This window comes from Actinoplanes sp. NPDC051861, assembly GCF_040681145.1.
Lineage (GTDB): Bacteria > Actinomycetota > Actinomycetes > Mycobacteriales > Micromonosporaceae > Actinoplanes.
Genome location: NZ_JBFAYE010000001.1, coordinates 509,257 through 533,996, shown reverse-complemented (window position 1 = coordinate 533,996; position 24,740 = coordinate 509,257). Strand labels below are relative to the sequence as shown.

The 24,740-nt window shown below is 70.1% G+C and carries 24 protein-coding genes and 1 tRNA gene; 7 read left to right on the top strand and 18 right to left on the bottom strand.

The genetic code is table 11. The features are described from left to right. Window positions 1-35: 35 nt before the first annotated feature. Window positions 36-410, top strand: coding sequence for a MarR family transcriptional regulator (locus AB0M02_RS02795; RefSeq protein WP_364220389.1), 375 nt, complete (start codon window positions 36-38; stop codon window positions 408-410). Here AB0M02_RS02795 and AB0M02_RS02790 read toward each other — a convergent pair. The 6 genes from AB0M02_RS02790 to AB0M02_RS02765 form a co-directional block, all read right to left on the bottom strand. Continuing rightward, complete coding sequence (locus AB0M02_RS02790; RefSeq protein WP_364220386.1) at window positions 399-2,684, bottom strand: FtsX-like permease family protein; 2,286 nt, start codon at window positions 2,682-2,684, stop codon at window positions 399-401. The genes AB0M02_RS02795 and AB0M02_RS02790 overlap by 12 nt on opposite strands. Beyond that, window positions 2,681-3,343 (bottom strand): ATP-binding cassette domain-containing protein, encoded by a 663-nt coding sequence (locus AB0M02_RS02785; protein WP_364220383.1) that lies wholly within the window; start codon window positions 3,341-3,343, stop codon window positions 2,681-2,683. The genes AB0M02_RS02790 and AB0M02_RS02785 overlap by 4 nt, the downstream gene beginning before the upstream one ends. Before the next feature lie 35 nt (window positions 3,344-3,378). Beyond that, window positions 3,379-4,485 (bottom strand): FtsX-like permease family protein, encoded by a 1,107-nt coding sequence (locus AB0M02_RS02780; protein WP_364220380.1) that lies wholly within the window; start codon window positions 4,483-4,485, stop codon window positions 3,379-3,381. 73 nt (window positions 4,486-4,558) lie between these two features. Further along, window positions 4,559-5,233: an ABC transporter ATP-binding protein gene (locus AB0M02_RS02775; RefSeq protein ID WP_364220377.1), complete on the bottom strand. Its 675-nt coding sequence runs from the start codon at window positions 5,231-5,233 to the stop codon at window positions 4,559-4,561. Further along, the gene (locus AB0M02_RS02770) at window positions 5,223-6,425 is read right to left on the bottom strand and encodes a hypothetical protein (protein WP_364220374.1); all 1,203 of its coding nucleotides are present in this window, start codon (window positions 6,423-6,425) and stop codon (window positions 5,223-5,225) included. The genes AB0M02_RS02775 and AB0M02_RS02770 overlap by 11 nt, the downstream gene beginning before the upstream one ends. Window positions 6,426-6,429: 4 nt before the next feature. Then, window positions 6,430-7,320: a hypothetical protein gene (locus AB0M02_RS02765; RefSeq protein ID WP_364220371.1), complete on the bottom strand. Its 891-nt coding sequence runs from the start codon at window positions 7,318-7,320 to the stop codon at window positions 6,430-6,432. Window positions 7,321-7,595: 275 nt separating this feature from the next. Here AB0M02_RS02765 and AB0M02_RS02760 point away from each other — a divergent pair, with 275 nt between their 5' ends. Then, window positions 7,596-8,318 (top strand): hypothetical protein, encoded by a 723-nt coding sequence (locus tag AB0M02_RS02760; protein ID WP_364220369.1) that lies wholly within the window; start codon window positions 7,596-7,598, stop codon window positions 8,316-8,318. Here the strand turns inward: AB0M02_RS02760 and lepB are convergent. From lepB to AB0M02_RS02730, 6 genes are all read right to left on the bottom strand, one after another. Beyond that, the gene (lepB, locus tag AB0M02_RS02755) at window positions 8,278-8,796 is read right to left on the bottom strand and encodes a signal peptidase I (protein ID WP_364220366.1); all 519 of its coding nucleotides are present in this window, start codon (window positions 8,794-8,796) and stop codon (window positions 8,278-8,280) included. The genes AB0M02_RS02760 and lepB overlap by 41 nt on opposite strands. A gap of 161 nt (window positions 8,797-8,957) precedes the next feature. Next, window positions 8,958-9,290, bottom strand: coding sequence for a hypothetical protein (locus AB0M02_RS02750; RefSeq protein ID WP_364220363.1), 333 nt, complete (start codon window positions 9,288-9,290; stop codon window positions 8,958-8,960). Window positions 9,291-9,495: 205 nt separating this feature from the next. After that, complete coding sequence (locus tag AB0M02_RS02745; protein WP_364220360.1) at window positions 9,496-9,876, bottom strand: PPOX class F420-dependent oxidoreductase; 381 nt, start codon at window positions 9,874-9,876, stop codon at window positions 9,496-9,498. Between the two features lie 145 nt (window positions 9,877-10,021). Beyond that, a tRNA-Met gene (locus tag AB0M02_RS02740) sits at window positions 10,022-10,095 on the bottom strand. Between the two features lie 69 nt (window positions 10,096-10,164). Beyond that, window positions 10,165-13,161, bottom strand: a complete 2,997-nt coding sequence (locus tag AB0M02_RS02735) for a UPF0182 family protein (RefSeq protein ID WP_364220357.1) — start codon at window positions 13,159-13,161, stop codon at window positions 10,165-10,167. Window positions 13,162-13,258: 97 nt separating this feature from the next. Further along, window positions 13,259-14,287, bottom strand: a complete 1,029-nt coding sequence (locus AB0M02_RS02730; protein WP_364220354.1) for a PDZ domain-containing protein — start codon at window positions 14,285-14,287, stop codon at window positions 13,259-13,261. A 90-nt stretch (window positions 14,288-14,377) separates the two neighbouring features. On the opposite strand from AB0M02_RS02730, the gene AB0M02_RS02725 reads away from it, so the two are divergent. Then, on the top strand, window positions 14,378-15,613 hold the full coding sequence (locus tag AB0M02_RS02725) for a zinc-dependent metalloprotease (protein WP_364220351.1): 1,236 nt from the start codon (window positions 14,378-14,380) through the stop codon (window positions 15,611-15,613). Window positions 15,614-15,620: 7 nt separating this feature from the next. On the opposite strand, the gene AB0M02_RS02720 is transcribed toward AB0M02_RS02725, so the two are convergent. Together AB0M02_RS02720 and AB0M02_RS02715 are read right to left on the bottom strand one after the other, a co-directional pair. Then, window positions 15,621-16,217, bottom strand: a complete 597-nt coding sequence (locus AB0M02_RS02720; protein WP_364220348.1) for a hypothetical protein — start codon at window positions 16,215-16,217, stop codon at window positions 15,621-15,623. A 10-nt stretch (window positions 16,218-16,227) separates the two neighbouring features. After that, window positions 16,228-16,761: a M48 family metallopeptidase gene (locus AB0M02_RS02715; protein ID WP_364220345.1), complete on the bottom strand. Its 534-nt coding sequence runs from the start codon at window positions 16,759-16,761 to the stop codon at window positions 16,228-16,230. Window positions 16,762-17,233: 472 nt separating this feature from the next. Here AB0M02_RS02715 and AB0M02_RS02710 point away from each other — a divergent pair, with 472 nt between their 5' ends. The 3 genes from AB0M02_RS02710 to AB0M02_RS02700 all read left to right on the top strand — a co-directional run bounded on the left by AB0M02_RS02710 (window position 17,234) and on the right by AB0M02_RS02700 (window position 20,084). After that, window positions 17,234-17,395 carry a DUF5679 domain-containing protein gene (locus tag AB0M02_RS02710; protein WP_360204814.1) on the top strand — a complete coding sequence of 54 codons (162 nt, stop codon included), beginning with the start codon at window positions 17,234-17,236 and terminating at the stop codon, window positions 17,393-17,395. A 208-nt stretch (window positions 17,396-17,603) separates the two neighbouring features. Beyond that, a complete protein-coding gene (locus AB0M02_RS02705) occupies window positions 17,604-18,710 on the top strand; it encodes a hypothetical protein (protein WP_364220342.1) in 1,107 nt (368 codons plus the stop codon). 27 nt (window positions 18,711-18,737) lie between these two features. Then, complete coding sequence (locus AB0M02_RS02700) at window positions 18,738-20,084, top strand: AarF/ABC1/UbiB kinase family protein (protein WP_364220339.1); 1,347 nt, start codon at window positions 18,738-18,740, stop codon at window positions 20,082-20,084. Between the two features lie 291 nt (window positions 20,085-20,375). On the opposite strand, the gene AB0M02_RS02695 is transcribed toward AB0M02_RS02700, so the two are convergent. The 3 genes from AB0M02_RS02695 to AB0M02_RS02685 all read right to left on the bottom strand — a co-directional run bounded on the left by AB0M02_RS02695 (window position 20,376) and on the right by AB0M02_RS02685 (window position 23,440). After that, on the bottom strand, window positions 20,376-20,738 hold the full coding sequence (locus AB0M02_RS02695; RefSeq protein ID WP_364220336.1) for a WhiB family transcriptional regulator: 363 nt from the start codon (window positions 20,736-20,738) through the stop codon (window positions 20,376-20,378). Between the two features lie 139 nt (window positions 20,739-20,877). After that, a complete protein-coding gene (locus AB0M02_RS02690) occupies window positions 20,878-21,189 on the bottom strand; it encodes a hypothetical protein (RefSeq protein WP_364220333.1) in 312 nt (103 codons plus the stop codon). A gap of 115 nt (window positions 21,190-21,304) precedes the next feature. Beyond that, window positions 21,305-23,440: an ATP-dependent DNA helicase UvrD2 gene (locus AB0M02_RS02685; RefSeq protein WP_364220330.1), complete on the bottom strand. Its 2,136-nt coding sequence runs from the start codon at window positions 23,438-23,440 to the stop codon at window positions 21,305-21,307. Window positions 23,441-23,523: 83 nt separating this feature from the next. On the opposite strand from AB0M02_RS02685, the gene AB0M02_RS02680 reads away from it, so the two are divergent. After that, window positions 23,524-23,766: a mycoredoxin gene (locus tag AB0M02_RS02680; protein ID WP_106316107.1), complete on the top strand. Its 243-nt coding sequence runs from the start codon at window positions 23,524-23,526 to the stop codon at window positions 23,764-23,766. Between the two features lie 49 nt (window positions 23,767-23,815). Here AB0M02_RS02680 and AB0M02_RS02675 read toward each other — a convergent pair whose 3' ends face one another. Next, on the bottom strand, window positions 23,816-24,697 hold the full coding sequence (locus AB0M02_RS02675) for a phytanoyl-CoA dioxygenase family protein (RefSeq protein ID WP_364220326.1): 882 nt from the start codon (window positions 24,695-24,697) through the stop codon (window positions 23,816-23,818). Window positions 24,698-24,740: the final 43 nt, after the last annotated feature.

Here is a 24,740-nt window from a genome sequence, read left to right as displayed (position 1 = left end):
TGCATTGACTCGGCGAAGCGGATAGGATGCCCCGCATGGAGCAGGAAGTCGCGCTGATCGGGCAGTGGCGATCCCTGCTGACCAGCTACAACGAGATCGCATGCCATCTGGAGCGGGTGCTGCAGGACAGCCACAAGCTCACGCTGAGTGAGTTCGAGACGCTCGACCGTCTCACCACACAGGAGTGTGACAAGCGACGCATGCAGGACCTGGCCGAGGTTATGTATCTGAGTCAGAGCGCCCTGTCCCGCACCGTCGCCCGCCTGGTCAACGCCGGGCTGGTCGCCCGCACGCACTGCGAGGACGACCGCCGCGGCGTCTTCGTCGAGATCACTCCGGCGGGCCGTGCCCGGCACGCCGAGGCGCGCCGGGCACATCTGAGCGTGCTCTCCGAGCACCTAGTTTCGTAAGTCGCCGATCCGCGGCGCCCGCAGGTGGATCACGAGGACCGCCAGCGTGACGATCACCACGCCCGCCCCGATCATCGGTAGCGAGAGCGTGAGCGTGCCGAGGAACCAGCCACGCTGCTGCCCGTCCAGCTTCAGGAACGTGTTGCCGGAGACGTGCGCGACCACCGCCGCCAGGCCGAGCCCGACCACCAGCGGGGTCAGCAGCTGCAGCAGGTCGGCGCCGATCAGCACGCGGCGCGGGGTGCCGAGGACGGCCAGGGCCGCGGTCTGCCGCCGCGCCTCCCAGGCCCGGTCGACCGCGGCGACCACGAACGCGAAGAGACCGAGCAGGAATCCGGTCCAGATGCCGACCTGGAGCGCACCGCGGTGGATCCGGAACGCCTCCAGGGTGCCGAGGTTCCGGTTCGCCACGTCGGACATCGCGGTCGGCGCCACCTCGGCGGCCTGGGAGAGGAACCGGTCCAGGTCCGAGTCGCTGGGCGGCAGCACGTAGTGGAAGGCCGTGTCGTCGGTCCAGCCGGTCGGCAACCGGTCCCCGGTGACCAGGATCTCGGTCGCCATCTCCGAGCCGGCCCAGAGCGGCTTGACAGTGAGCGCCTCGTCCGGCGCGATGACCTCGACCGGTGCACCGGCCTCGCCGGCGAAACTCAGCCTCTGGCCGGGTGGGAGCACAGTGGAGCCGTCGACCGAGTCGGGGTAGCGGATGCGGTACGACCGGCCGGGCGCGCACTCCTCCAGCGGGCTGCGGTAGAGCTTGCGCGCGTCCTCGCACCGCGCCAGGACCATCGTGACGCCGAGGACGCGGACGTAGTCGTCGAGGTCGGCGGGTGGACCGGATCCGCGGGGCGGCTGGACGACGCTCTGCACGGATGCCCAGCGGATCGGTGCGGGCAGGTCACGCAGCCGCTGCTGCGCGTCCGCCGGCACGGTGCGGCCCGACATGCTGACCTGGTGGTACGGCACCGGCGGGCCGGCCGCGAGCTCCATGTCGCGTACCAGGCCGGCGCCGAATCCGCTGACCAGGACGAGCACCACGAGACCGAGCACGAGCCGGACCGCGGAGGCCGGGAAGAACTCCAGCCGGCGCGCGGCGATCCGCAGCGTGGGGGCGGTGTCGGCGCGGCTCACCCGGCCGGCGATCCAGCTGATCATCGGGCGCAGGGCGAGCGGCAGCCCGAGTGCGCCGAGCAGCAGGCCACCGAGCAGGAACCAGCCGGCCGACGGCGGCATGACCAGTCCCCGGCCGGTCGGCCAGATGACCAGGTTGAGGCCCATCAGCAGCAGGCCCGCGACGAACGGCAGCGCCAGCCACCAGCGCGGGCGGGGTTCGGCCAGGTCGAAGCGGGCGGCGAGCGGGCGGCGTACCGAGCGCAGGGCACCCAGCGCGCCGAGCAGGGCCGAGGCCGCCACCACGACGACCAGGACGCTCACGACCTGGCCGGTGTCGAGCGAGGCGCGCTCCGGGAACCACTGGAAGCCGAGCACCCGGGAACGCGCCAGCACCGGGTTGACCGCCTCGTAGAGGAGCAGGCCGAGGCCGGTGCCGAGCACGCCGTACAGGCCGGACTCGACGGCGGCCACGGTCAGGATCTCGCGCTGGGACGCGCCGACCAGCCGCAGTGCCGCGTACCGGCGGGCGCGAGTCGCGGCCGACAGCCGGGCGCAGACGAACAGATAGATCAGAGCCGGCCCGCCGATCAGCAGGGCAAGTTCGAGCGCGACGCTGCCGTCCTGCTCGGCCGAGGCGTCCATCAACCGGTCGATGCCCTGCCACCCGACGGCGGGCCGGCCGTCACGCATCCGGCTCGCGTCCAGACCGACGTACGCGACCAGGTCGTCCGCGCCCGCCAGGCCCTCCGGGCCGATCTCGCCCACCACCCGGCCGGGCACCCGGCTCGACATGCCCTCCTCGGCGAGCAGCGGCGCCAGCGCGGGCGACACCACGGCCTCGCCGGGTCCCGGGTATCGCGCGGCGCCCGGCGGCAACGGCGCCCCCGCGGCGACGTCGCTGACGAACACCCGGGTCACCCGCCGGCCCTGCCAGCCGTCCTCGAGAAGCCGGAAACGGAACGCGGCCGGCTCGCCGTCGACGGCCACGTCCGGGTAGCGGGCCGCGGCCTGGGTCGCGCGGTCGTCGAGGATGCCGGGAACCGCCCAGACCAGGGCCGCCGCGGCGACACCGACGGCGAGGCCGCACACCATCGCGGCCAGCCGGACGACGGCGCCGCGCCCGCCGCCGAACAGCAGTCGCAGGGCCAGCCGCAGCGTGGTCATCGAGCCGCTCCCGCGTTACGGCCGTCGCGCAGTTCGACGACCCTGTCAGCGCGGGCCGCGATGCCCGGGTCGTGCGTCACCAGCGCGACAGCGGTCCCGTTCTCCCGGGCCAGGGTCACGAACGCGTCCAGGATGGCCGTGCCGTTCGCGCTGTCCACCGAACCGGTGGGCTCGTCGGCGAAGACCACCTCGGGCCGGTGGGCGATGGCCCGCGCGACCGCAGCGCGCTGTGCCTGGCCGCCGGAGACCAGGGCCGGCCGGCGAGCGGCCTGCCCGGTCAGGCCGAGGCGCTCGATGAGCTCGTCGACCCGGCGGCGGCGGTCCCGCGCGGGCACCCTGAGCAGCTCCAGGGGCAGGCTGATGTTCTCCCGCAGCGACAGCTCCGGCACGAGTTCCGCGGACTGGAAGACGAAGCCGAACCGGGCGCGGCGCAGGGCCGCGAGCTCCTCGGGCTTCATCGAGGTGACGTCGTTCTCGCCGTACCGGACCCGGCCGGCCGAGGGCCGGAGCAGACCGGCCATGCAGTACAGCATCGAGGTCTTGCCGGAGCCGCTCTGCCCCACCAGGGCGACGATCTCTCCGCGCGCCACCGTGGCGCTCGCCCCCGCGAGCGCGACCGTCGCGCCGTAGGAGAGCGACAGGTCTTCCGCGTGCAGCATGGCCGCTCCGTTCGAGTCGGGATCAGACATTCGCATCACTCGCCGCGCAGGATTCCGGCCGGTGCGATCCGGGACGCCGCCCACGCCGGATACAGCCCGGCGAGCATGCCGATGGCCAGGCCCATCACCGGGCCGCCGGCCAGCACGATCGGGTCCAGCGCGACGATCCAGCCCTTGACGATGGCCACGGCGGCGGTCACGTTCACCCCGATCACCGTGCCGAGCAGGCCACCGGCGAAGCCGAGCAGGCCGCTCTCGGTGAGGAACTGACCGGCGACCGCGCGGCGGGTGGCGCCGATCGCGCGGCGCAGGCCGATCTCGGCCCGGCGTTCCATCACCGACACCGAGGTGGTGTTCGACACACCGAGCGCGCCGATCACCAGCGACACCGCGGCCAGGCCGAGCAGCAGCGAGCGGTTGTCCGACTCGACACCCTGCCGGAAGTGGTCGAGACCGGGCGGGACGGCGACCGCCAGGTCACGGGGTCTGCGGGGGTCGAGTGCGAGCGGGGCCTCCGTCCCGACCTGCGCGGCGGCGCCGATCCGCGTGCGGATCACGACCTCGGCCGCGGTGTACGTCCCGGACACCGATGTGCGGCACACCTGGTAGGGCACGAAGACAGCGCCGGTCAGCCGGGGATCACCGGCGGGCGGCGCGACGACACCCAGCACGGTCAGCGGCAGTCCGCCCACCCAGACCATCCGGCCGGCCGCCGGGTCGGTGACACCGAGCCGGCGGGCCATCGTCGTGTCCAGCAGCGCCACCGCGTCGCCGCGGGCTCCGTGCCCGTCGTCGAACTCGCGGCCGCCGACCAGACGGACACCGAGCGTGCGCAGGGCGGACGGCTCGATCGCGAGCACGTTGGCGCGCTGGGTGGGTGGTTCCACCGCGGCGGCGACCCGGCCCACCGGCATCTGGTCGGCGCCGGCACAGAGCAGGCCGGCCGATTCGACGCCGTTCAGCTCGCCGACTCCACCGGCGGCGCCGGCATCAGGAGGGACCGCGCCCTTCGGGTAGCGGACGGTGACCATGGTCGCCTCGAGCGCGTCGAATCGGTCCGAGACAGCGCCGGCGGCGGTCGCGGCCACACCGAGGGTCGAGCTCACTGCGGCGATGCCGAGTGCGATTCCGGCAACGGTCAAGAGCGATCGTGTACGCCGCCCGCCCACCGCCCGCAATGCTTGCTCGACGACGTCCCGCACGGGGGTACGCGGTTCAGGCGACACGGCCGTCCACCATGGTGACGACCCGGTGCGCGCGGTCGCGTACCACGTCCTCGTGAGTGACCACGACGATCGCCCGCCGCCCGTCCGCCAGGCTGCCCAGCAGGTCGAGGATCTGCCCGGTGTTCTCGCTGTCCAGGTTGCCGGTGGGCTCGTCGCAGAGCAGCACCGGCGGATCGCCGACCAGCGCGCGGGCCACGGCGACACGCTGCTTCTCGCCGCCCGACAGGTGCGACGGCAGCGACCGCAGGCGGTGCGTCATGCCGACCCGCTCCAGCACCTCGGCCGCGCGAGCCGCCCGGCCGGCGCGCGGCGCGCCCTGATGCACCAGCGAGAGCATCACGTTGCCGAGCACGTCGAGGTGCGGGACCAGGTGGAACGCCTGGAAGACGAAGCCGAGCCAGACGGCGCGCAACGCGGTGATCCGCCGGTCGGGCCAGCCACCGGTGTCGGCGTCGCCGATGCGGCGTACCCCGCTGGTCTGCTCGTCCAGCAGCCCGAGGATGTTGAGCATCGTGGACTTGCCGGAGCCGCTGGCGCCGGTGACCGCGACGAACTCGCCCGGATACAGCTGGAAGTCCACGTCGCGCAGCACGGTGGCGGGCGGCGGGCCCGGATAGGTCTTGCCGACCCCGGCGAGCTCGATCAGGGGCGCGTCAACCGCCATCGGGGGTCCCGTTCCGGAAAGCGACCACCACGTCCGTACCGGCCGGGAGGTCCTCGGCGGGTTCGACCGCGGCCCGCCCGGCCACGGTGAGCACCACCTCGACCGGCACCGACCGCTGACCGGACGGGCCGGCGACGGTGACCGCCGATCGGCCGTCGGAGCCGGTCCACAGTGCGGAGACGGGCACCACCACGGTTCCCTCCGGACTGCGCGACAGCGTGACGGTGACCTGCTGGCCGGCGCCCACCCGGGCGTCCGCCGCGGTCTTCCCGCTGACCCGGACCGTGCACTGCCGGGTAGCCGCGGCCTCCTCGTCCTGCCGGGACTCGGTGCGGGGCAGGTCGGCGATGCCGCGCAGGGTCGCCTTGCGCCCGTCGAACGGCCCGTCGCCCATACTCCAGGCGGCCCGGTCACCGGCCCGGTCCAGCCGTTCCTCGTCGTCCGCGCCGATCCGCGCGGTGACCTGCCAGCCGCCCGAGGCGAGCGAGAGGACGGCCTGACCGGCGGCGTCGTCGCCGACCTTGCGAGACACCGCGGCGACCGTTGCCGGCAGCCTCTTGAGGAAGGAGAGTTCCGCCGCCGGAACCACGACCTCCGGCTCCGCTTCCTTTTCCTTCTCCGGCTTCGGGGTCTCGTCCGGCGTCGCCTCGGGCTCGGACTCCGCGGCCCGGTACCCGTTGCGCTGGTAGAGCCGCTTCACGTCGGCCACCGTCCGGGCGTCGAACGTGCCGGTCACCGGGGTGCCGTACAGATCGCCGAGCGCCGTCTGCAGCTGGCGCACGTCGCGCCCGGTGTCTCCGGCGGTCAGGTCGCGATATGCCGGGAACGCGCCTTTGAGCGCGATCACCGGGCGCCCCGAGACCTCGGCCAGCACGTCGCCGGCGTCGGCCACGTCACCGGAACGCATCGGCAGCGACGTCACCACGGGCCGGACCCCACCGGCCGGCGGGCCCTTCACCACGACGGTGTTCTCCCGGCCGAGCACGCCCTCCAGCACGATCTCGTCGACCAGCTCGCCGGTCTCCACCCGGGCGGTGACCACCGAGGGGGGTGGCGGCTCGCTCAGCGCGGCCCGCTGCTGTTCGGTACGTGCCCGGCTCGCCACGATCCAGCTGGACGCGGTCGCGGCGGCCAGCAGGACGCAGAGCACGATCCACGGCCAGGTTCTCCGGCGTTCCGGCGGCAACCGCATCCGGTCAGCCCTGGAGCATTCGCTGCGCGTTGGCCAGGGCGGTCTCCTGCGACTCCCGGTACGCGGCGATCTCCGCCTCGTGCCCGCTCAGGTACTCGGCGAGGTGCCGTTCCCAGGCCGTCCGCCGAACCGTGGAGACCTGGTGCTCCGCTCCACAGCGGGCGTCGGCCGCGGCCAGCGCCGGCTCGTCCACCTCGGCGTCGTCGCGGCCCTTGGTGTGTGTCAGGTCACGGGCGCTCTCCGGGTCGGCGAGACCCGGGAAGCCGGCCTTCTCCATGCACTTCGACCAGCCGGCCACCGCCTCGCCGACGACCTGGTCGGCGACGGTCTGCTCCCGGGCGATGTCCGAGCCGCGACGGGCGAACACCGCCGTACGGAATGCGCCCTGGACGTCGCCGAAGAGCTCGGCTGCCACCTTCCCGCCGCAGCCGTCGGCCGGAATGCCGACCTCGGTGCCGTCGTCGAGCTGGATCACCGTCTCCTCGCCGAGCGCCGCCTCGTAGCGCTGCTGCTCCGCCTCGCTCAACCGCCCGAACGCGTCGCGCGACCCGCCGCCCGCACTCTCGTCCGGCTCAGCGCTCGCCTCGGGATATCCCTTCGCGACGGCGTCGACTGCCGGCGGGTCGACGAACGGGTACACCCCGGCCTGGAACGGCTCCGCCGCGTCCTCCCGCGGATGCGTGGTGAAGCCCTTCTCCTCCATGCACTCCCGGATCAGCCGCCGGCTCGCGTCCTCGACCTGCGCGTCGGTGGCGAGCGCCGCGTTCAGCTCGGTGGCCGCCCGCTCCGCGGATCCGTCACCGGCCGTGGACCCGCCCGTGTCGGAGCATCCGGCGGCCGTCGCGACGACCAGCAGACCGGCCACGAGGGCACGGCGCGTCAGCCGCAGATCCATGGTTCTTCCTCCAACTCCTGCGGGCCGGAAAAGGCGGTGATCACCAGATCAGCCTCATTCCGGTAGGACAACCCGCAGCCGTACGGGGTCGACGGGGCAGCGCGGATCGGTTCGACATGATAGAGACAAACGCCAATGTGAGAATCGCTTTTTGTATCGGCGCGTGACGGAGGTAGAGTTCCGGCTCGCCGCGAAGAAGATCGATGTACAGCGCTGTTTTCGATCTTCTTTGCCAGCGAGAACGGGGAACCCAATTGACTGGAACCAGCATTACCGTGCAGGGGCCCACGGCCCCGGGGGAGACGCCGCAGATCACGCACCTGTCCGATGGCGAACAGGCCGTCTTCGGCACCTGCGGCTGCCGTCGCTGCCGCTTCGACATCCGGCTCGCGCCGGCGTCGCCACAGGGGTACGCCGGCCGGATCACCGCCGTCGACGAGCACTGGCGCCTCGACAATCTCTCCGGACGACACGAACTGTTGGTCGAGAACATCGACCGCCCGCACGAGTACCTCTCGGTGGCACCGGGGGTCGGCGGCATCCCGATCCCGTTCGAGATCTCCCGGGTCTATGCCCGCGGCACCGGCTCGGACCTCGGCGTGACCGTCTTCGGCATGGAGTCGAGCCTCGCCTCGCCGATCGAGGCGCGCTGCCTGACCCCCGAGGAGACCGGGCCGCTGCTCAACCCTGCGAGCACCCACTACCAGGTACTCGCCGCACTGTGCGCCCCACGCCTGCACGGCGCCCCGGACAGCCCGCTGCCCTCGGCCGCGCAAATCGCCCGAACGCTGACCGCCGCCGGCAACCGCCTGTCCGAACGCGCCGTCGTCGCACACATCGACTACCTGGTCACCCGCCTCGGCCTGCGCCGCCCGGAACGCGCCGGCCGAGCCTGGAAACGAGAACTGCTGGTCGCCACCAGCCTCCGCGACGGCCTCCTGGACGAGGCCACCATGATCAATTTCCCTGGCGCGGGTCATCAGACCACAGCCGACTGATCATCCGCCCGCTCACGTCCCCCAGCGGCCAGGGACCCTCGTGCCGAGAGTCCTTGGCCGCCTCCCGGTTGTCCCCCAACAGATAGACCTCACCGTCCGGCACGGTCACCGCAGCACACTCGGTGGCCGATCCGGACGCCACATAGGACTCCTCGATCACCGCGCCATCGCGCGAAACCCGGCCACCCGCACAGGAGATCCGATCCCCACCAAGACCGATCACCCGCAACAGCCGCCCACCCGACACAGCCCCCACAAGGACCACGTCACCGCGCTCCACCCCACCCACCTTGACCACCAGCACCGTGGACCCCGCCACAACCGTCGGCTCCATGGCCGTGGACGGCACCCGAACCGGCCCCACCACCCAAACCCACAGTGCCGCCACCAGGACAACCAGGACAACCAGGCCCACACCCCACCGCCGAACCCGCCGCCCCCGGCCACCCCGAGCCACCGGTTCCACTTCCGCAGTCACGTTGCCCAACCTCCGCGTCTCCGTGTCGGCACGACCTAGATGGCGCTCCCTTAGCGGCGCAGGCTGAAACTCTACATATAAAGAGTTTTCTTGACCAGCCGCACCACGCAGAAAGGTGCCGACAACCGGCCCAGCCGGTCATCGACACCTCTCGCTACCTACTAGAAGTCGAAGTACTCAGAGTCGCAGGTGTTGCCACCCCAGTCCTCGACACAGGCCTGAACCCACCCGTAGTCGATCCGGGTGACCGACAGGTCATACACGTAGTTGTCCTGCCACTCCTTGGTCCCGTTCCCGCCACTGTGGGTGTTCTTCTTCTCCCACCCACCACCGTGGATCTTGCCCTGGGTGTACACCGAGTGGCCATCACCCGCAGTGTCGTGCAGGTAACCCCAGTAGTTCATCGTCCCGTCGTTGGAGCTGTTCGTGTACGTGGTGACGGTCGCGTTGCTACTGGGCGTCGACCCAGCAAAAGCCGCCCCCGAAACAGCCACTCGGAACGAAACCGCCGACGCCGCCGACCCAACCCCCAGAACCCCCAGGCCAGCCAGCGTCAGAACAGCAACAGCACGCTTACCCTTCACAGTTCCTCCTCGATAAGAATGGCACCCAAACCCACCACTCAAATCGACCAGGAACAATCCGCGCCCATACAGACCCAACGGGGCAGCGCAAACCACAAAAAACTGCTACAGGCCCTCAGATGCTGACCGAAATCCCCACAACCGGCGGCTTGGGCAACCGCAACGTCCGAGCCACCCAGTTACCCACCCGCGAAGTCAAATACTTCCGCGCAATGATCGCCCGAGCCTCCCGAGTCCCCTCCTCATCAAGAACCCGAGCCACCCCCTCAGCACTGACAGCCCCGTCCTTAACCCGCCCCCGCAGATCACAGACCGTGACAAGCACCCGCCCATCCCGCCGAATCCGCTTAACCTTCCAGGCATCAGCATCAGAAACGATGTACATCAACCCACCAACAGTCGCCTGCCACACAGGACTCACCACAGGAGTCCCATCCTTACGATAAGTGGTCAACCGAACGTACTTACTACGCGCAATCTCCTCAGGCACACCCATGCTGAGAGGCTACGCCCGCAGTAACCGCAACCGTCTCCCCACCGCGCCCACCGTAACGTGGGGGTCTGGGGGGTCGCCCCCCAAGCAGGAATGCGAAGAGCCCCCCGGTCCGCGCATTCCGCGGACAGGAGGGCCCCAGGGCTAGTAGCGGGGACAGGATTTGAACCTGCGACCTCTGGGTTATGAGCCCAGCGAGCTACCGAGCTGCTCCACCCCGCGTCGGCTCGTTAACAGTAGCGCAGGGGCTCCGGGGGCTGCAAAACGGCCCCCGGAGCCGTGCGTCACTTTTCAGCCGCCCGCTGTGGGCGACGGGTTGGTGGAGGCGCCGGACGGCGGTGTGACGGCCGGCGTGTTCGTACCCGCTTTCTGGGCGTTCTGGAAGCGGGTCATGGCTTCGTCGAGGGCCTTGAGGGCTTCACCCTGCTTGACGAAGTCTCCGGCCTGCTGCGCGGCCCGGAGGTCTTCGATGGCCTTGTCGACGTCGGCGGCCGCCTGTGCCAGATCACCAGGAACGGCGGTGGGCGGCGCGCTGGGCGGTGTGCTGGTGCCCGGGTTCGGCGTGGTCGGCGTCGACGGCGGCGTACTCGGGTTGGGTGTGCCGGTCGTCTTGCCGAGGGCGGCGAGTGCGGTGAGGCCCTTGGTGAGGTTGTCCTCGAGGACGACGTAGGTGCCGCCGTCGCCGTACGACATCAGGACCTTCTGCAGCAGCGGTGCCGCGCCGGCCTGGCTGCTCTTCACGTAGACCGGTTCGACGTACAGGATGTCGTCGGCCAACGGCAGCGAGATGAGGTTGCCGTAGAGCACGGACGCCTGGCCGCCCCGGGTGAGCAGGGCGAGCTGCTGGGAGATGTTGTAGTTGTTGACCATCCGCTGATGCACCTGGACCGAGCCGGGCACCACCGTGTCGTCGGGCAGTTCGAGCACTTCGACCCGGGGTTTGCCGTCGACGTAGGACGCGGAGATCAGCGCGGACATGTTCTCCCGGTTGGCCGGTGTGACGCCCGCGGTGATCTGGAAGCGGGTCTCCTCCTGCTCCGGGAGTTTGACGTTGAGATAGAACGGCGGCTGCTTGACACCGTTCTGCGGCGAGTCGGGCGCGTTGGGCACCTGCCAGAAGTCGTCGCCGGAGAAGAACGTCCGCGGTTCGGTGACGTGGAACTTGGTCAGCAGGTTGCGCTGAACCTTGAACAGGTCGGCCGGGTAGCGGAAGTGGTCGGACAGGTCGGCCGGGATCTGTGCCTTGGGCACCACGAGGTCGCCGCCGAACGCCTTGTTCCAGGCCTTGAGGACCGGGTCGGTGTCGTCGAACTCGTAGAGGGTGACGGTCCCGTCGTACGCGTCGACGGTCGCCTTCACCGAGTTGCGCATGTAGTTGACGTCGTCGCGGGCCAGCGCGAACGAGCCCTGCCCGGTCAGCTCGTCACGGGTCTCCGTGGCGAGATTGATCTTCTGGGCGTACGGGTACGTCTGCGCCGTCGTGTACCCGTCGAGGATCCACGTGATCCGCCCGTTGACAACCGCCGGGTACGGGTCGCCGTCGATGGTGAGGAACGGCGCCACCTTCTCCACACGCTCGCGCGGGGTCCGGGTGTACATGAGCCGCGAGTTGTCGTTGACCGCGTCGGAGAGCAGGAAGTTGCTCTCGGTGTTCTTGATCGCGAACACCAGCCGGCGGAAGAACGAGCCGATCTCGACGCCGCCCTTGCCCTCGTAGGTGTAGAGGACGGAGGCGTCGGTGTTCTGCTCCTGCGGCCGGTCGAACTCGACGTGCTTCTCCGGGTCGCTCTGGCCGACGATCGCGTACTCGCTGGACTGCTCGCCGTAGTAGATCCGCGGCTGCTCGGCCTTGATCAGGTCGGTGGACGCGGAGCAGTTGTCGCCGGTCCGGGTCTCGGCGCCGAGGAAGCCGGACACGAAGTACGGCAGGCCGGTGCCGCACACCTGGTTGGCCGGCGCCGCCACCAGGCCGTAGCCGTGGGTGTAGACGGTGTGCCGGTTGAGCCAGTTGCGCTGCTGCGCGGTCAGCTTGTCGTCGTTGATCTCACGGGCGCCGACCACGTAGTCCTGGGTCTTGTTGTCGATCGTGTACCGGTCGACGTCGAGCTTCTCGCCGAAGTCGTAGAAGCCACGGGACTGCTGGGACTGGGTGAACGCCTGGGAGACCAGCTGCGGGTCGATCAGGCGTACGTTCTGCGCGCTGGTGTCGGAGGCCAGGGCGGCCGGCGGACTGCCGCTGCTCGCCCGGTACTGACTGACCTCGGTGTCGGACAGCGCGAACGCGTCCCGGGTGGAGTCGATGGACCGCTGGATGTACTCCTGTTCCTTGTCGAACAGGCTCGGCTTGACCTGGAAGTTCTGCACGGCCAGCGGGTAGATGCCGCCGATCGCCACCGCGGAGACGGCGAGCAGCGCCAGCGAGACGCCGGGCCAGACCAGGTTCCGCATCACCGCGTTGGAGAACACGATGATCGCGATCGCCACCACCACCGAGATGTAGGCGAGTATCTCCTTGGCCGGCAGCAGCGCGTTCACATCGGTGTATCCGGCGCCGTACAGCCCCGGGGAGACGTGCTGCTCGAGCAGCAGGGCTCGCCTGTCCAGTATGTAGGCGACCGCCTTGAGCAGCACGAAGACCGCGACGAGCGAGGTCAGGTGCGCCCGGGCGGCGGTGGTCATCCGGTCGCCGACGCCCTGCAGGCGCACCCCGCCGAAGATGTAGTGGACGGCGAGCGCGCCGAGCACCGACAGCACCACCGCGGTGAAGCCGACGCCGAGCAGGTAGCGCCACAGCGGGTACTCGAAGATGTAGAAGGAGACATCCACGTTGAACTGCGGGTCGGTCACACCGAACGGCCCGCCGTTGCGGAAGAGCATCCAGTCGCTCCACCGGCTCTGCGCGGAGAGGCCGGCGAAGAATCCGATGATGAGGCTGACCACGGCGATCCAGGTGCCCAGGCGGGGCGCGAGGATCATGCGGTAGCGCTCCAGGGTGGCCTGTTCGGCCGAGTGCGGGCGCAGCAGCGGTCGCAGCCGGTACGCCAGGTAGAGGTTGCCGGCCACCACCAGCGTCATCAGCGCGCCGATCACCAGGAACAGGGTGAGCCTGGTGAGCAGCATGCCGGAGAAGACGCTCGTGAAGTCGACCTCCTCGTACCACAGGTAGTCGGTGTAGGCGTCGATACCCCAACCGAGCAGTGTGAAAAGAATGAATACCCCGACCAGGACGCCGACGGTGACGCGACCGCGCCGGCTCATCCTCGGTAGAGGAGTGTTACGCATAACCAACGTTGGCTCCACATTCCGTCTGGCCGGTGATTCACCTTACGATGTCGCATCCAGCATCAATACGCGGCAGAACTGTCTCGTTACGACCGGCACGGTGTCACGCCGCCGAGCATGGTTTCGGCGTCGCGCCGGAGGTGTACGCGGTGAGCGCGGCGAGCGCGTCGTCCACGGTGGCCACCTCGGCCATGGTCAGGCCGGGAACCGCGTTGCGCAGCGCCTCCGCACAGTTGTCCTTCGGCACCAGGAAGAGCTCGGCGCCGGCATCCTTGGCGCCGACCAGCTTCTGCGGGATGCCGCCGATGGGTCCGACGTTGCCGTCGTCGTCGATGGTTCCCGTGCCGGCGATGATTTTTCCGCCGGTGAGGTCCTCCGGCTTGAGCTTGTCGATGATGCCGAGCGTGAACATGAGCCCGGCGCTCGGTCCACCGATCTTTTCCAGATCGATATGGATGTCGAACGGGTCGTCCTGCTTGGTGCCGATCTCGATGCCGATCCGCGGCGTGTCGTCCTTGCCGTCGGTCTTCGACGTGACCTGCGCCGTGCCCGGCTTGCCGCCGCGCTCGTAGGACACCGTGAGCGCGGTGCCGACCGGCTTGGCCCGGATCAGCTCGGCGACCTGGCCGGGCCGTTCGATCTTCGTCCCGTCGACGGCGGTGATCACGTCGTCGACGCGGAGGACGCCGTCGGCCGGGCCACCCGTGGTGATCTTCCGCACGAACGGGATAACCGGGTGGCCCAGCTCGCGCAGCGCCACCGTCTCGGCGCTGGTCTGCGACTGCTTCCACTCCTGCGCGTTCTGCTCCTGGACCTGCTGCTCGCTCTGGTCCGGCGGGTAGATCAGCTCACGCGGGACGACCGCGTCGTCGCCGCTGAGCCAGCCGCGGATCGCCCACACCAGCTCGACCTGCGACTGCACGTTGACCGTGGTCAGCCGCAGCTGACCGGTGGACGTCGATGTCTCGCCCTTCTTGACCTGGATCACCTCGGTGCCGTTGTCCGAACCGAGGGTGTTGACCGTGGGTCCTGGCTTGAGCACCACGTACGGCAGGGGTGCGACCATGACACCCGCTGCGAGCAGAGCGGTGATCAGGGCGCCGAGGATGACGGTGACACCGCGACGTCTCATGCGCGTGAGCGTACCCACCCTGTCTGAGTTCTCTCTGAGCTGATACCTCCCTCAGTCCGCTGCGAGCATTTCGCGCGTACCGTTGGGGTCGTGCCTGATATCCCGTTCGGCTTCTCCCTGCCGGGCGCTCAGCCGCCCGACCCCTCCGACCCGCAGCAGATGCAGCAGTTCATGGCGCAGCTGCAGCAGATGTTCGCCGCGCCCGACAGCGGCCCGGTGAACTGGGACCTGGCCCGGCAGGTGGCCGCCAGCCAGCTCTCGGCGACCGGCGACCCGTCGGTCAACATGCTGGAGCGCCATCATGTCGAGGAGGCGCTGCGCCTCGCCGACCTCTGGCTCGACCCGGTGACCGCCCTTCCGAGCGGCATCCGCAAGGCGGTGGCGTGGAACCGCAACGAGTGGATCTACAACACCCTCGACGTGTGGAAGAAGCTGTGTGAGCCGATCGCCGGCCGCATGGTGGGCGCCATGGGCGACCTGGTGCCCGAGGAGGCCCGCGCCCAGCTCGGCCCGATGCAGTCGATGGTCGCCACGCTCGGTGGCGCACTCTTCGGCGGCCAGCTCGGCCAAGCCTTCGGCCAGCTCGCGGCGGAGGTTCTCTCCGCGGGCGACATCGGGCTCCCGCTGGGACCGGCGGGCACGGCCGCGTTGATCCCGGCCAACATCAAGGTGTACGGGTCGGGGCTCGAGCTTCCCGAGGACCAGGTCCGGCTGTATGTGGCTCTTCGTGAGGCAGCACACCAGCGGCTCTTCGGGCACGTCCCGTGGCTGCGTGCACACGTGCTGAGCGCCGTCGAGACGTATGCGAACGGCATCACCGTGAACCGCGAGGCGATCGAGGAGGCGATGAGCCGGGTCGACCCGAGCGATCCCGAGTCGATGCAGGCGATGGCGCTCGAGGGCATCTTCACGCCCGAGGACACCCCGCAGCAGAAGGCCGGCCTGGCCCGGCTGGAGACCGCGCTGGCCCTGGTGGAGGGCTGGGTCGGTCACGTCGTCGACGCCGCCGCCGGTGACCGGCTGCCGTCGGTGTCCGCGCTCGGCGAGGCGTTCCGGCGCCGCCGTGCCGCGGGTGGACCGGCCGAGCAGACCTTCGCCGCGCTCGTCGGCCTGGAGCTGCGCCCGCGCCGGCTGCGCGAGGCCGGCACGCTGTGGACGGCCGTCACCGAGCACCGGGGCATCGCCGGGCGCGACGCGCTCTGGGACCACCCGGACCTGCTGCCCACCGACGACGACTTCGCCGAGCCGGACACGTTCGCCCGGAGCCGGTCGGACTGGGACATCAGTGAGCTGGAGGGCCTGGAGGACGGCCCGAAAGAGGACTGATCAGGGTCTAGCCGCCCAGGAGGGCTCGGGTGTTCTCCCAGCCCTCCAGGGCGACGTCCAGGGTCGCGAGGTCGGCCGGGCCGCGCAGCCGGCGCCACTGCGGCGTGGAGGTGACGTCGCCCGGCGCGGGTGCGGTCCTGCGCAGGACCTGGGCAGATCCGGTGTCCAGGTCGTGGTCGGCCAGCCAGGCGGGTGCGGGAAGGCCGGTGGCGACGCCGAACAGCCCACCGCCCGGTCCACCGGGTGATACCGCGACCGCTTTGCCGTCCAGCGGCCGGAGAAGCTTGCCCAGGGTCATGCCGGGCACGTCCGGCGCGTCCGCCGCGATCACCGCGGCCTGGTCGAACCCGTCCGCGGCTGCGGCCTCCATCACCGGCAACACGGTCGGCGTGGAAATCTCATAGATTCTCGTCCCCGGCCAGGCGATCTCCTCGGCCAGCCCGCGATCCTCCGGCAGGGCCGCGATCGCCGCCTCAGCCTGGGCCAGCCGCGCGAGCAGATCCACCACATCCTCGGCCATGGCGGCCCGCCACGCACTCAGGCTCACACCGGGCGGACTCCACGTCACCGGCACCAGCAACGCCACAACCACCCGCTTGATCACATGTCCGAGCCTAGTGCTCGGCCATCACCAAGCTCCCGGCAGCGGAGACTCCCTCGAGGTAGCCGCGTGCGCGTTCGGCCTTGGGGAAGCGGTTCACCAGGTCCCAGAAGCGCGCGTTGTGGCTGGGCACGACCAGGTGCGCCAACTCGTGCAGCAGCACGTAGTCGATCACCCAGTCGGGCATCTCCTGGATGCGGTGCGAGATCCGGATGGTCGCGTCGTCGGGCGTGCAGGACCCCCAGCGGCCGTTCTGGTTCGTCACCCACCGTACGCTCGCCGGCGCCACCCGGTCGGCGTGATCGGCCAGATAGCGGGCGGTGAGCCGGCGGGCACGGGTCAGCAGGTCGGCGTCGGTGCAGCGGAGCCGTTCCTCGCGGGCGGCGAGCCGGGCGAGCATCCGCTCCACCCACTCGGTCTCCTCGGCGCGCGAGAACCGGTCGGGGATGAGCACGACCACGCGTTCCCCGTCGCGATAAGCGGACACCGTCCGTCGCCGGCGCTGACTGCGCCGCACTTCCACGACAGGCTTGCGCACGCGGGCCATTACCGGCTCGCGCGGCCCAGATTCGGGTTCACGTTGAGACGCTAATCCGCCGGACCCTGGTCACCGCAAGAGTACGGCCAATGACAGTCACCGGAAATGCGCACTTCGGCCGCATATACCCGAAAAAAATTTCCCCACCGGCAACATCGGAGACATCCGTCAACCTAGACCATCGTCGACTCAGCCCGCCACCGACCTCCCTGTCTGTTTTATGCCTTTCTGAAGGGATTCGTCGGCGTGTCCCGGCAAAATGGGTGAAAAGGATAGTTCGTACCGGCACACTCACGACGTCGGCGACACCGCCGACGCTGCTTTGACATGGAACCGGGCTGACCTGGGTAAGTGACCGCCCCGGAAGGGTGGCCACATCCGCGTGGCCGCGAGCGGTCCAGCGCCGCAGAACAGGTTCGCGCCCGCCGCCGCGAATCAGGCACACCGGGCCGAGCGGCCGATGACACGACGAGGAGGAACCGTGGCCGACAACACCTATAACGGCTACTGCGTCAAGTGCAAGGAGAAGCGTGACTTCCAGGGCAACGTGGAGGTCTCGAAGACCGGGATGAACATGGCGAAGGGCAAGTGCCCGGTCTGCGGGACCACGATGAACCGAATCCTGGGCAAGGCCAAGGCGTGAGCAAGGCTCCGGGGAGGCCGGGCAGCCGGCCTCCCCGGAACTTTTCGGGGTACGCCGTAACCGTGTCGGCCCAAACACGTTGAGTTAAAGGGGACTCCACCCAGCCTGTGGATAACTCCCCTCAAGCTGTGGACAACACGGAGTCACGATCCCCGGAGCCTGTGGATAACAACGTCTCTCCGCAGCGCCCCGGTGACACCCTGTCAGCATGACTCGGACACCGCTGCCCAGGCCCACCCTTATCCCCGGGCTTCCGCGCGTCTGGCGGAGCCCCGGTGAGCTGCAGATCGGGCTGGATCCAGCGCACGCCGTGCTCCTGCACCTGCCCGATCCACGGACCGCTCAGGTCCTGGACCTGCTGGACGGCAACCGGTCGGAGCGGTCGGTCCTGCTGCGCGCCGCCGAGCTCGGCGTGCCGCCGGAGGAGACCAGGGCACTGCTCGACCTGCTTCACGACGCGGGACTCGTCCTGCCGTCCGCCGCACTGCTGCCGCCCGCGCTGTCCACCGCGACCCGCCATCAGCTGGCCGGCGAGGCGGCCGCGATCGCGCTGGACTGCGTTTCGCGTACCTCTGAGAAGCCGGCCCGGATCCTGCGCCGCCGCGGCGCGGCTCGTGTCGTGATCAGCGGGCGCGGCCGTCTGGGCGCCACCGTCGCGATCGCCCTGGCCCAGGCCGGCGTCGGCAACGTGCACCCCGACCTGTCCGGCACCGTCGGCCCGGACGAACTGACCGGCGGGCCGCTGACTCCTGCCGACGTGGGCAGTCCCCGGCGCACCGCCGTCGCCGACGCGATCCTGCGCACCGCCCCCGCCACCGACGTGCGCGGGGTACGCCGGATCGCCGCCTCCCTCGTCGTTCAGCTCGCCCACGACGAGCCGACCGCGCTGATCGCCGCCGGGCACGCCGCACGCCGCCAGCCACACCTCGTGGTGGCCATCCGGGACGGTGTCGCGGTGATCGGCCCGCTGGTGCCGGCGGGCGGGGTTCCGTGTCTCAACTGCGTCGACCTGCACCGCCGAGAACGGGACTCGGGCTGGCCCGGCGCGCTGACCCCGCCGAGCCCGGACGCGACGGAACCGTGCGCCGTCGCCACTCTGCTGGCGGCCACCGCGTTCGCGGCCGGTGAGGCCCTCGCCTACCTGGACGGGCGCACTCCGGAGACGCTCGGCGCGGCCGTGGAGATCTCCGCTCCCGGCCGGTTCCGGCGCCGGACCTGGCCGCCGCACGCCTACTGCGACTGCCACCGACGGAGGCGGACCTTCACAGGACCTTCACCGCATAAGCACCAAACCACCAGCCGACGGGCGGAGTAACGCCCGGACGTCGGTAACAATGATCTGGTGACCGACATACCGCGCCGCGCGGCCTCCCGGACGGCCAAGCTCGCCGCACTGCCACTCGGCTTCGCCGGGCGCACCGCTCTTGGCCTGGGGAAACGGGCAGTCGGGATCGCCACCGACGTCATCTCCGCGGACATTCAGCAGCGCACCGCCGAGCAGCTCTTCAGCGTCCTGGGCCAACTCAAGGGCGGGGCGATGAAGTTCGGTCAGGCCCTGTCGGTCTTCGAGGCCGCGCTGCCCGACGAGATGGCCGGGCCCTATCGGCAGGCGCTGACCAAGCTGCAGGAGGCGGCGCCGCCGATGCCGGTGGCGAACGTGCACAAGGCGCTCGCACAGCAGCTCGGCCCGGACTGGCGCGACAACTTCGCCGAGTTCGACGACAGCCCGGCCGCCGCGGCCAGCATCGGCCAGGTGCACCGCGCGGTCTGGAAACTGCCGCCGGCCCGGCGCAACGCCCGGCCGAAGACGCTGGCGGTCGCCGTGAAGGTGCAGTACCCGGGTGCCGGCGACGCCCTGATCTCGGACCTGAAACAGCTGTCCCGGCTGGCCGGAATGTTCAAGATCATTCAGCCGGGGATCGACGTGAAGCCGCTCCTGGCCGAGCTCCGGGAGCGGGTCACCGAGGAGCTCGACTACGAGATGGAGGCGGAGACCCAGCGGGCCTTCGCCGCGGCCTTCCAGAACGACCCGGAGATCTTCGTGCCCCGGGTGGTCGCGTCCGCGCCGCAGGTCCTGGTGACCGAGTGGGTGGACGGTGACCCGCTGGCCCGGGTGATCGCCGACGGCACGCCCGAGCAGCGCGACGAGGCCGGCCGGCTCATGGCGGTCCTGCACTTCTCCGCGCCGCAGCGGGCCGGCCTGCTGCACGCCGACCCGCACCCGGGCAACTTCCGCATCCTTCCGGACGGCCGGCTCGGCGTGATCGATTTCGGCGCGGTGGCCCGGCTCCCCGGCGGGCATCCGGAGCCGATCGGCCGTCTGGTGCGGCTCGCCCTCGACGGCGAGGCCCAGGCCGTGGTCGACGGGCTGCGCGACGAGAACTTCATCAAGCGGGACGAGGAGATCGACGCGGAGGCGGTCCTCGAGTTCCTGCTGCCGATGATCGAGCCGATCGCGGTGGAGCGGTTCCGCTTCAGCCGCAGCTGGCTGCGCTCCGAGGCGACCCGGCTGGCCAGTCCGCGCTCACCGGCGTACCAGTTGAGCCGCAAGCTCAACCTGCCGCCGTCCTACCTGCTGATCCACCGGGTGACGCTGGGCTCGATCGGCGTGCTGTGCCAGCTGGAGGCGGAGGCGCCGTACCGGGAGATCCTGCAGAAGTGGCTGCCCGGCTTCGCGCCGGTCTCCTGATCAGAACGAAAAGGGCCCATCCGTATCGACGGATGGGCCCTCTTTCATTTCCCAGGTAGCGGGTCTTCTAGGTAGGAGTCTCAGACGCCGAGTTCGCGAGCGGCCCGGTGACGGGCCTCCATGGCGATGCGGCGGGCAGAACGGTAAGCCTCAGGTGCGTGGTCGCTCTGAGGCCGACGCATTCGGGCCCGGGAGAGCGCCTCTTGAATGAGTCTCATCTTGGCTCCATCAGTGTTCATCTCAGTACTCGGCTTCCGGATCTCGGTTACGTGGGTGGGGAGGGTGGTCATCTCAGGCCGCCAGGCGGACAGAGTTGCGGGAGTCCAGGCCGTTCGCGGCGAGCCGCTCCTCGACCTCGACAGCAAGCTCGGCGTCGCGAGCGACGTCGGCCTTGCGGGGACGGCCACGCGGCCGCTTGCGCGGAACAACAGCACCGCGCTCAAAGATCTCGCCGCCCCAGACACCCCAGGGCTCGCTCCGCTCGACCGCACCGGCCAGGCACTCGACGCGCAGCGGGCAGTCCCCGCAGAGCGACTTGGCCAGCTCCAGCTGGGCCGGGGAGTCCGAGAACCACAGGTCCGGGTCGAACTTCCGACAGGGCAGGTTTGCCTCGAGCTCGACGTTCATGTCGATCGGGGCCAGCGCCAGACTCATAAAGCCCGGTCACCTCTCTCTTTCTCGATCTTCTGGATCGCACTTCGTTCGCGCACCGGCCTGTGAGCCGGCAAAAATTTAGGCCGCGGATCCCGGTTACGGGTTCCGCGGCCTCGAGGTGAGCCGGAGGTCTGGTTTATCAGACCGGCCTTCCTCGAGGCGGGGTGCCGCTGCCACCATCCGTGTAGCGCTTGCTGGAGATGGAGTTGCTTCCCTTGAACCCAGTGGTCCCCTTGTTGCCATCGACGAGCACCAGAGCCGCTTCGCCCAGCTCGGCCTGGACCTGGATCCGGACCTGGTGCACCTGCGGCGCCCACACTCGCTCTGCAGCCAGCAGTGCCACCGGAGCGGCGGTGCCGGGCATCGGAGCGGAGGGCAGCAGGTTTGACGGCAGCAGGGTGCAGACAGCAGTCGGCAGCATCGACGGACGCATCGTGGTGTTGAGCTTCATCGTTGCCACCTCCTCCAGAACTGCACTCGTACTTGATCTCGGCGAACCCAGTGCTCGCCAAGGTGTGAACTGAGGCTATGCCTGCCCTACACGAGGAGGCAAACGAATTAACGGACTAGTTTTCAAAGTTTTTTCGAGCAAGATCATCAGGGCTCGCTCCGGCCACCAGAGCGAAGACCGCCTCGCCGTACTGACCGAGTTTGCGCGGTCCGATGCCCGCGATCGCGAGCAATTGCGCCGGTCCGGTCGGGCGGCGTTCCGCGACGGCCACCAGGGTGGCGTCGGTGAACACGACGTACGCAGGAACTTTGAGGTCCGCGGCGGTGCCGGCGCGCCAGACCTGCAGACGCTCGTAGAGGTCCTCATCCAGGTCGGACGGGCACGTGGGGCAGCGGCCCAGCTTCCGGTCGGCCCCGGCGAGCAGGGTGGCACCGCAGATCCGGCAGGACGCGATCTGTGTACGGCGGCGGTCGGGTTTCCGACTCCGATCACCCGGGCGCTCGCTCGCGCCGGAGCGCTCCAGCTGCGGGAGGAAGCGGCAGGGCCGCCGGGGACGGCCGCCGGGTGCCCTCGACTGGCCGTAGGAGAGCCAGAGCGCGTGGCGGGCGCGGGTCACCCCGACGTAGAGCAGGCGGCGCTCCTCCTCGAGCTGGTCGGGGGTTTTCGCGTACGTCGTGGGCAGCGTCCCGTCCGCGAGCCCCACCAGAAAGACCGCGTCCCACTCGAGGCCCTTTGCCGAGTGCAGTGAGGCCAACGTGACGCCTGCCACAGTCGGCGCGTGCTGCTGTTCCGCGCGCCGGGCCAACTCGTCGTTGAAGGCGGCGAGCGACACGTCCCGCTGCACCCGCCCGGCGTCGCCGATCGGCAGGATCTCCGGCGCGGCCGCGTGCTCCTCGGCGAGCGTCACCAACGCGGCGAGCGCCTCCCACTGCTCCCGGGCGGCGCCACCCGGCGGGGGCTGGTGCCGGTTCCAGCCGGTCGCCGAGAGTGCCTCCACGACCGCCTCGACCAACGGGGTCTCGCCGGGGATCGACCGCACGGCGGCACGCAGCGCGACCATCGCCTGGCGCACCTCGGACCGCTCGAAGAACCGCTCGGCGCCCCGGACCACATAGGGCACCTCGGCCTCGGCGAGCGCCTCCTCGTACGCCTCCGACTGCGCGTTCGTCCGGAACAGCACCGCGATCTCACTGGCCGGCGTGCCCGCCGCGATCAGCTCCTGGCACCGCCGCGCCACCGCCGCCGCCTCGCCCGGCTCGTCCGGGAAGATCTTGAGTTCCGGCTCCGGCCCGGTCGGCCGCTGGCCCACCAGCTCCAGCCGCAGCTTCGCCTCAGTGCCGCGCGCCTGCCGGATCACCGCGTTGGCCAGCCCGACCACCTGCGGTGTCGACCGGTAGTCACGGACCAGCCGGACCACCACCGCGCCACGCCGCTGGCGAGGGAAGTCGATCAGGTACCCCGACGTCGCACCGGTGAACGAGTAGATCGTCTGGCTCGCGTCGCCGACCACCGTCAGGTCGTCCCGGCCGCCCAGCCACGCGTCGAGGAGCCGCTGCTGAAGCGGGTTGACGTCCTGGTACTCGTCGACGACGAAGTGCCGGTACTGCGCGCGGATCTGCTCGGCGACGTCCGGGTGCTCCTCGATACCCCAGACCGCGGCCCGCAGCATGTCCTCGAAGTCGATCACGCCCTGGCGCCGCTTCAACTGCTCGTACGCCGCGAACACCTCGGCCACCTTGGCGGACTCCAGCGGCGGCTCGCGCAGCGCTTTGGCCGCGGCGACCGTGTACTCCCCCGGCTCGACCAACGATGACTTGGCCCACTCGATCTCACCGGCCAGGTCGCGGGCACCGTTGCGGTCGACCCGCACCCCGGCGCGCGTGGCGGCGAGCGAGACGATCCGGCTCTTGCTCTCCAGCAGCTCGGGCATGCCCCGGCCCTCCAGCAGCCGGGGCGCGAAGTAGCGCACCTGGCGCAGGGCGGCCGCGTGGAACGTGCGGGCCTGCACGCCGGTGGTGCCGAGCGCGGTCAGCCGGGCGCGCATCTCGGCGGCGGCGCGGGCCGTGAAGGTGACGGCGAGCACATGCCTCGGGCTGATCTCGCCGCTCGACGTTCGATACGCGATCCGGTGGGTAATCGCCCTGGTCTTGCCCGTTCCGGCGCCGGCCAGGATGCACACCGGCCCGGCGGGGGCGGTCACCGCCGTCCGCTGCTCCGGGTCGAGCCCGGCCAGCACCCCATCAGTCCGCACGGTAGGGAATCATGACACCCCCGGCGGGCGTTGTGCTTCTCAGCCGCACCGCTGTGTGACCTGTTTCGAAGGAGCCGTGACCGATGCTGACCATGTACTCGACGTCCTGGTGTGGGTACTGCCACCGCCTGAAGAGCCAGCTCGACCGGGAGGGCATCGCGTACGACGTCGTGGACATCGAGCAGGACGAGGCCTCGGCCGCGTTCGTGCGGAGCGTGAACGGCGGCAACCAGACCGTTCCGACGCTGAAGTTCGCCGACGGTTCGGCGCTGACCAACCCGTCGATCGTTCAGGTCAAGCAGCACCTGGCCGCCATCGCGGCGTAATCGTGCGAGAAAGGGCCGTCCCGATGCCGGGACGGCCCTTTTCCTCGTTTTACGGGATCAGCGCCGGGATGCTCGAGTCGAGCAGGCCGCGCTCCTTGAGCGCGCCGTAGAGCGGCGTGGTCTCCGGGTAGTGGCCCCACTGGTGGTCGCCGTCACCGTCGCCGAAGCCGCCGAGCAGCTGCTTCTGCACGTCGTTGAGGTTCGCCCACTCCGGCCGGTTCGGCAGGTCGCCGACCTCGTCGCGGATGGCGATCCAGCGCGGGGTGTATCCGAAGAAGGCGCCGACGCGGGTGATCGGCGAGTAGTTGTCCGACCGCGCGTGCCAGATGCGGCGGTCGAAGACGACCAGATCTCCCGGGTTCGCCGTGATCTGGATCGCGCCCTCGGGCTGCGGCCACGTCACGCCGCGGCTGGGCGGGCCGGGCAGCCAGTTGGTCTTGTGGCTACCGGGCAGGACGGTGAAGTTGCCCCGGCCGGTCTCGCTCACGTCCGAGAACCAGTAGGCCAGCTTCACGGACAGGCGCGGGCGGGGGTCGGTCTCGATCTCCCGGTTCTGCCGGCCGCCGTCCTGGTGCCAGTGCCACCAGTCCTTCTGCTTCTCGTGAATCTGCGGGTGCACGTCGATGTGCGAGTGGTAGACGTGGATGTTCCACCCGAGCAGCGACCAGATGTACTTGAACGCCTTCGGATGGTCGAGCAGGAACGCCAGTTCGGGGACCCCGGCAATCGGGGAGAGTTGGTGCAGAGCCCCCGTCGGCCCGAGCTTTCCCTCTCGCTTGCCCTTCTCGTACGCCTCGAGGATCGCGGTCCGCCCGACCTCGATCTCGCTCTCACTCAGCACCGACGGCACGACGATGTAGCCGTCGCGCTCGAACGCCTCCCGCTCTTCGGCGGTCATCGGCGTCCACGCCGGGGCTTCCACCTGGGTCATCGGTTCCCCTCTCGGTCTTTGTAACCAAGACGCGATGAACCCT

Bases quoted from the DNA above. Each gene is read 5' to 3' on its own strand.
- AB0M02_RS02695 (WP_364220336.1), bottom strand. From the start codon at position 20,738: ATGAGTCTGGCGCTGGCCCCGATCGACATGAACGTCGAGCTCGAGGCA.
- AB0M02_RS02775 (WP_364220377.1), bottom strand. From the start codon at position 5,233: ATGGCGGTTGACGCGCCCCTGATCGAGCTCGCCGGGGTCGGCAAGACC.
- AB0M02_RS02795 (WP_364220389.1), top strand. From the start codon at position 36: ATGGAGCAGGAAGTCGCGCTGATCGGGCAGTGGCGATCCCTGCTGACC.
- AB0M02_RS02705 (WP_364220342.1), top strand. From the start codon at position 17,604: ATGACTCGGACACCGCTGCCCAGGCCCACCCTTATCCCCGGGCTTCCG.
- AB0M02_RS02770 (WP_364220374.1), bottom strand. From the start codon at position 6,425: ATGCGGTTGCCGCCGGAACGCCGGAGAACCTGGCCGTGGATCGTGCTC.
- AB0M02_RS02675 (WP_364220326.1), bottom strand. From the start codon at position 24,697: ATGACCCAGGTGGAAGCCCCGGCGTGGACGCCGATGACCGCCGAAGAG.
- AB0M02_RS02680 (WP_106316107.1), top strand. From the start codon at position 23,524: ATGCTGACCATGTACTCGACGTCCTGGTGTGGGTACTGCCACCGCCTG.
- AB0M02_RS02745 (WP_364220360.1), bottom strand. From the start codon at position 9,876: ATGGGTGTGCCTGAGGAGATTGCGCGTAGTAAGTACGTTCGGTTGACC.
- AB0M02_RS02690 (WP_364220333.1), bottom strand. From the start codon at position 21,189: ATGAAGCTCAACACCACGATGCGTCCGTCGATGCTGCCGACTGCTGTC.
- AB0M02_RS02730 (WP_364220354.1), bottom strand. From the start codon at position 14,287: ATGAGACGTCGCGGTGTCACCGTCATCCTCGGCGCCCTGATCACCGCT.
- AB0M02_RS02790 (WP_364220386.1), bottom strand. From the start codon at position 2,684: ATGACCACGCTGCGGCTGGCCCTGCGACTGCTGTTCGGCGGCGGGCGC.
- AB0M02_RS02785 (WP_364220383.1), bottom strand. From the start codon at position 3,343: ATGCTGCACGCGGAAGACCTGTCGCTCTCCTACGGCGCGACGGTCGCG.
- AB0M02_RS02765 (WP_364220371.1), bottom strand. From the start codon at position 7,320: ATGGATCTGCGGCTGACGCGCCGTGCCCTCGTGGCCGGTCTGCTGGTC.
- AB0M02_RS02715 (WP_364220345.1), bottom strand. From the start codon at position 16,761: ATGGCCCGCGTGCGCAAGCCTGTCGTGGAAGTGCGGCGCAGTCAGCGC.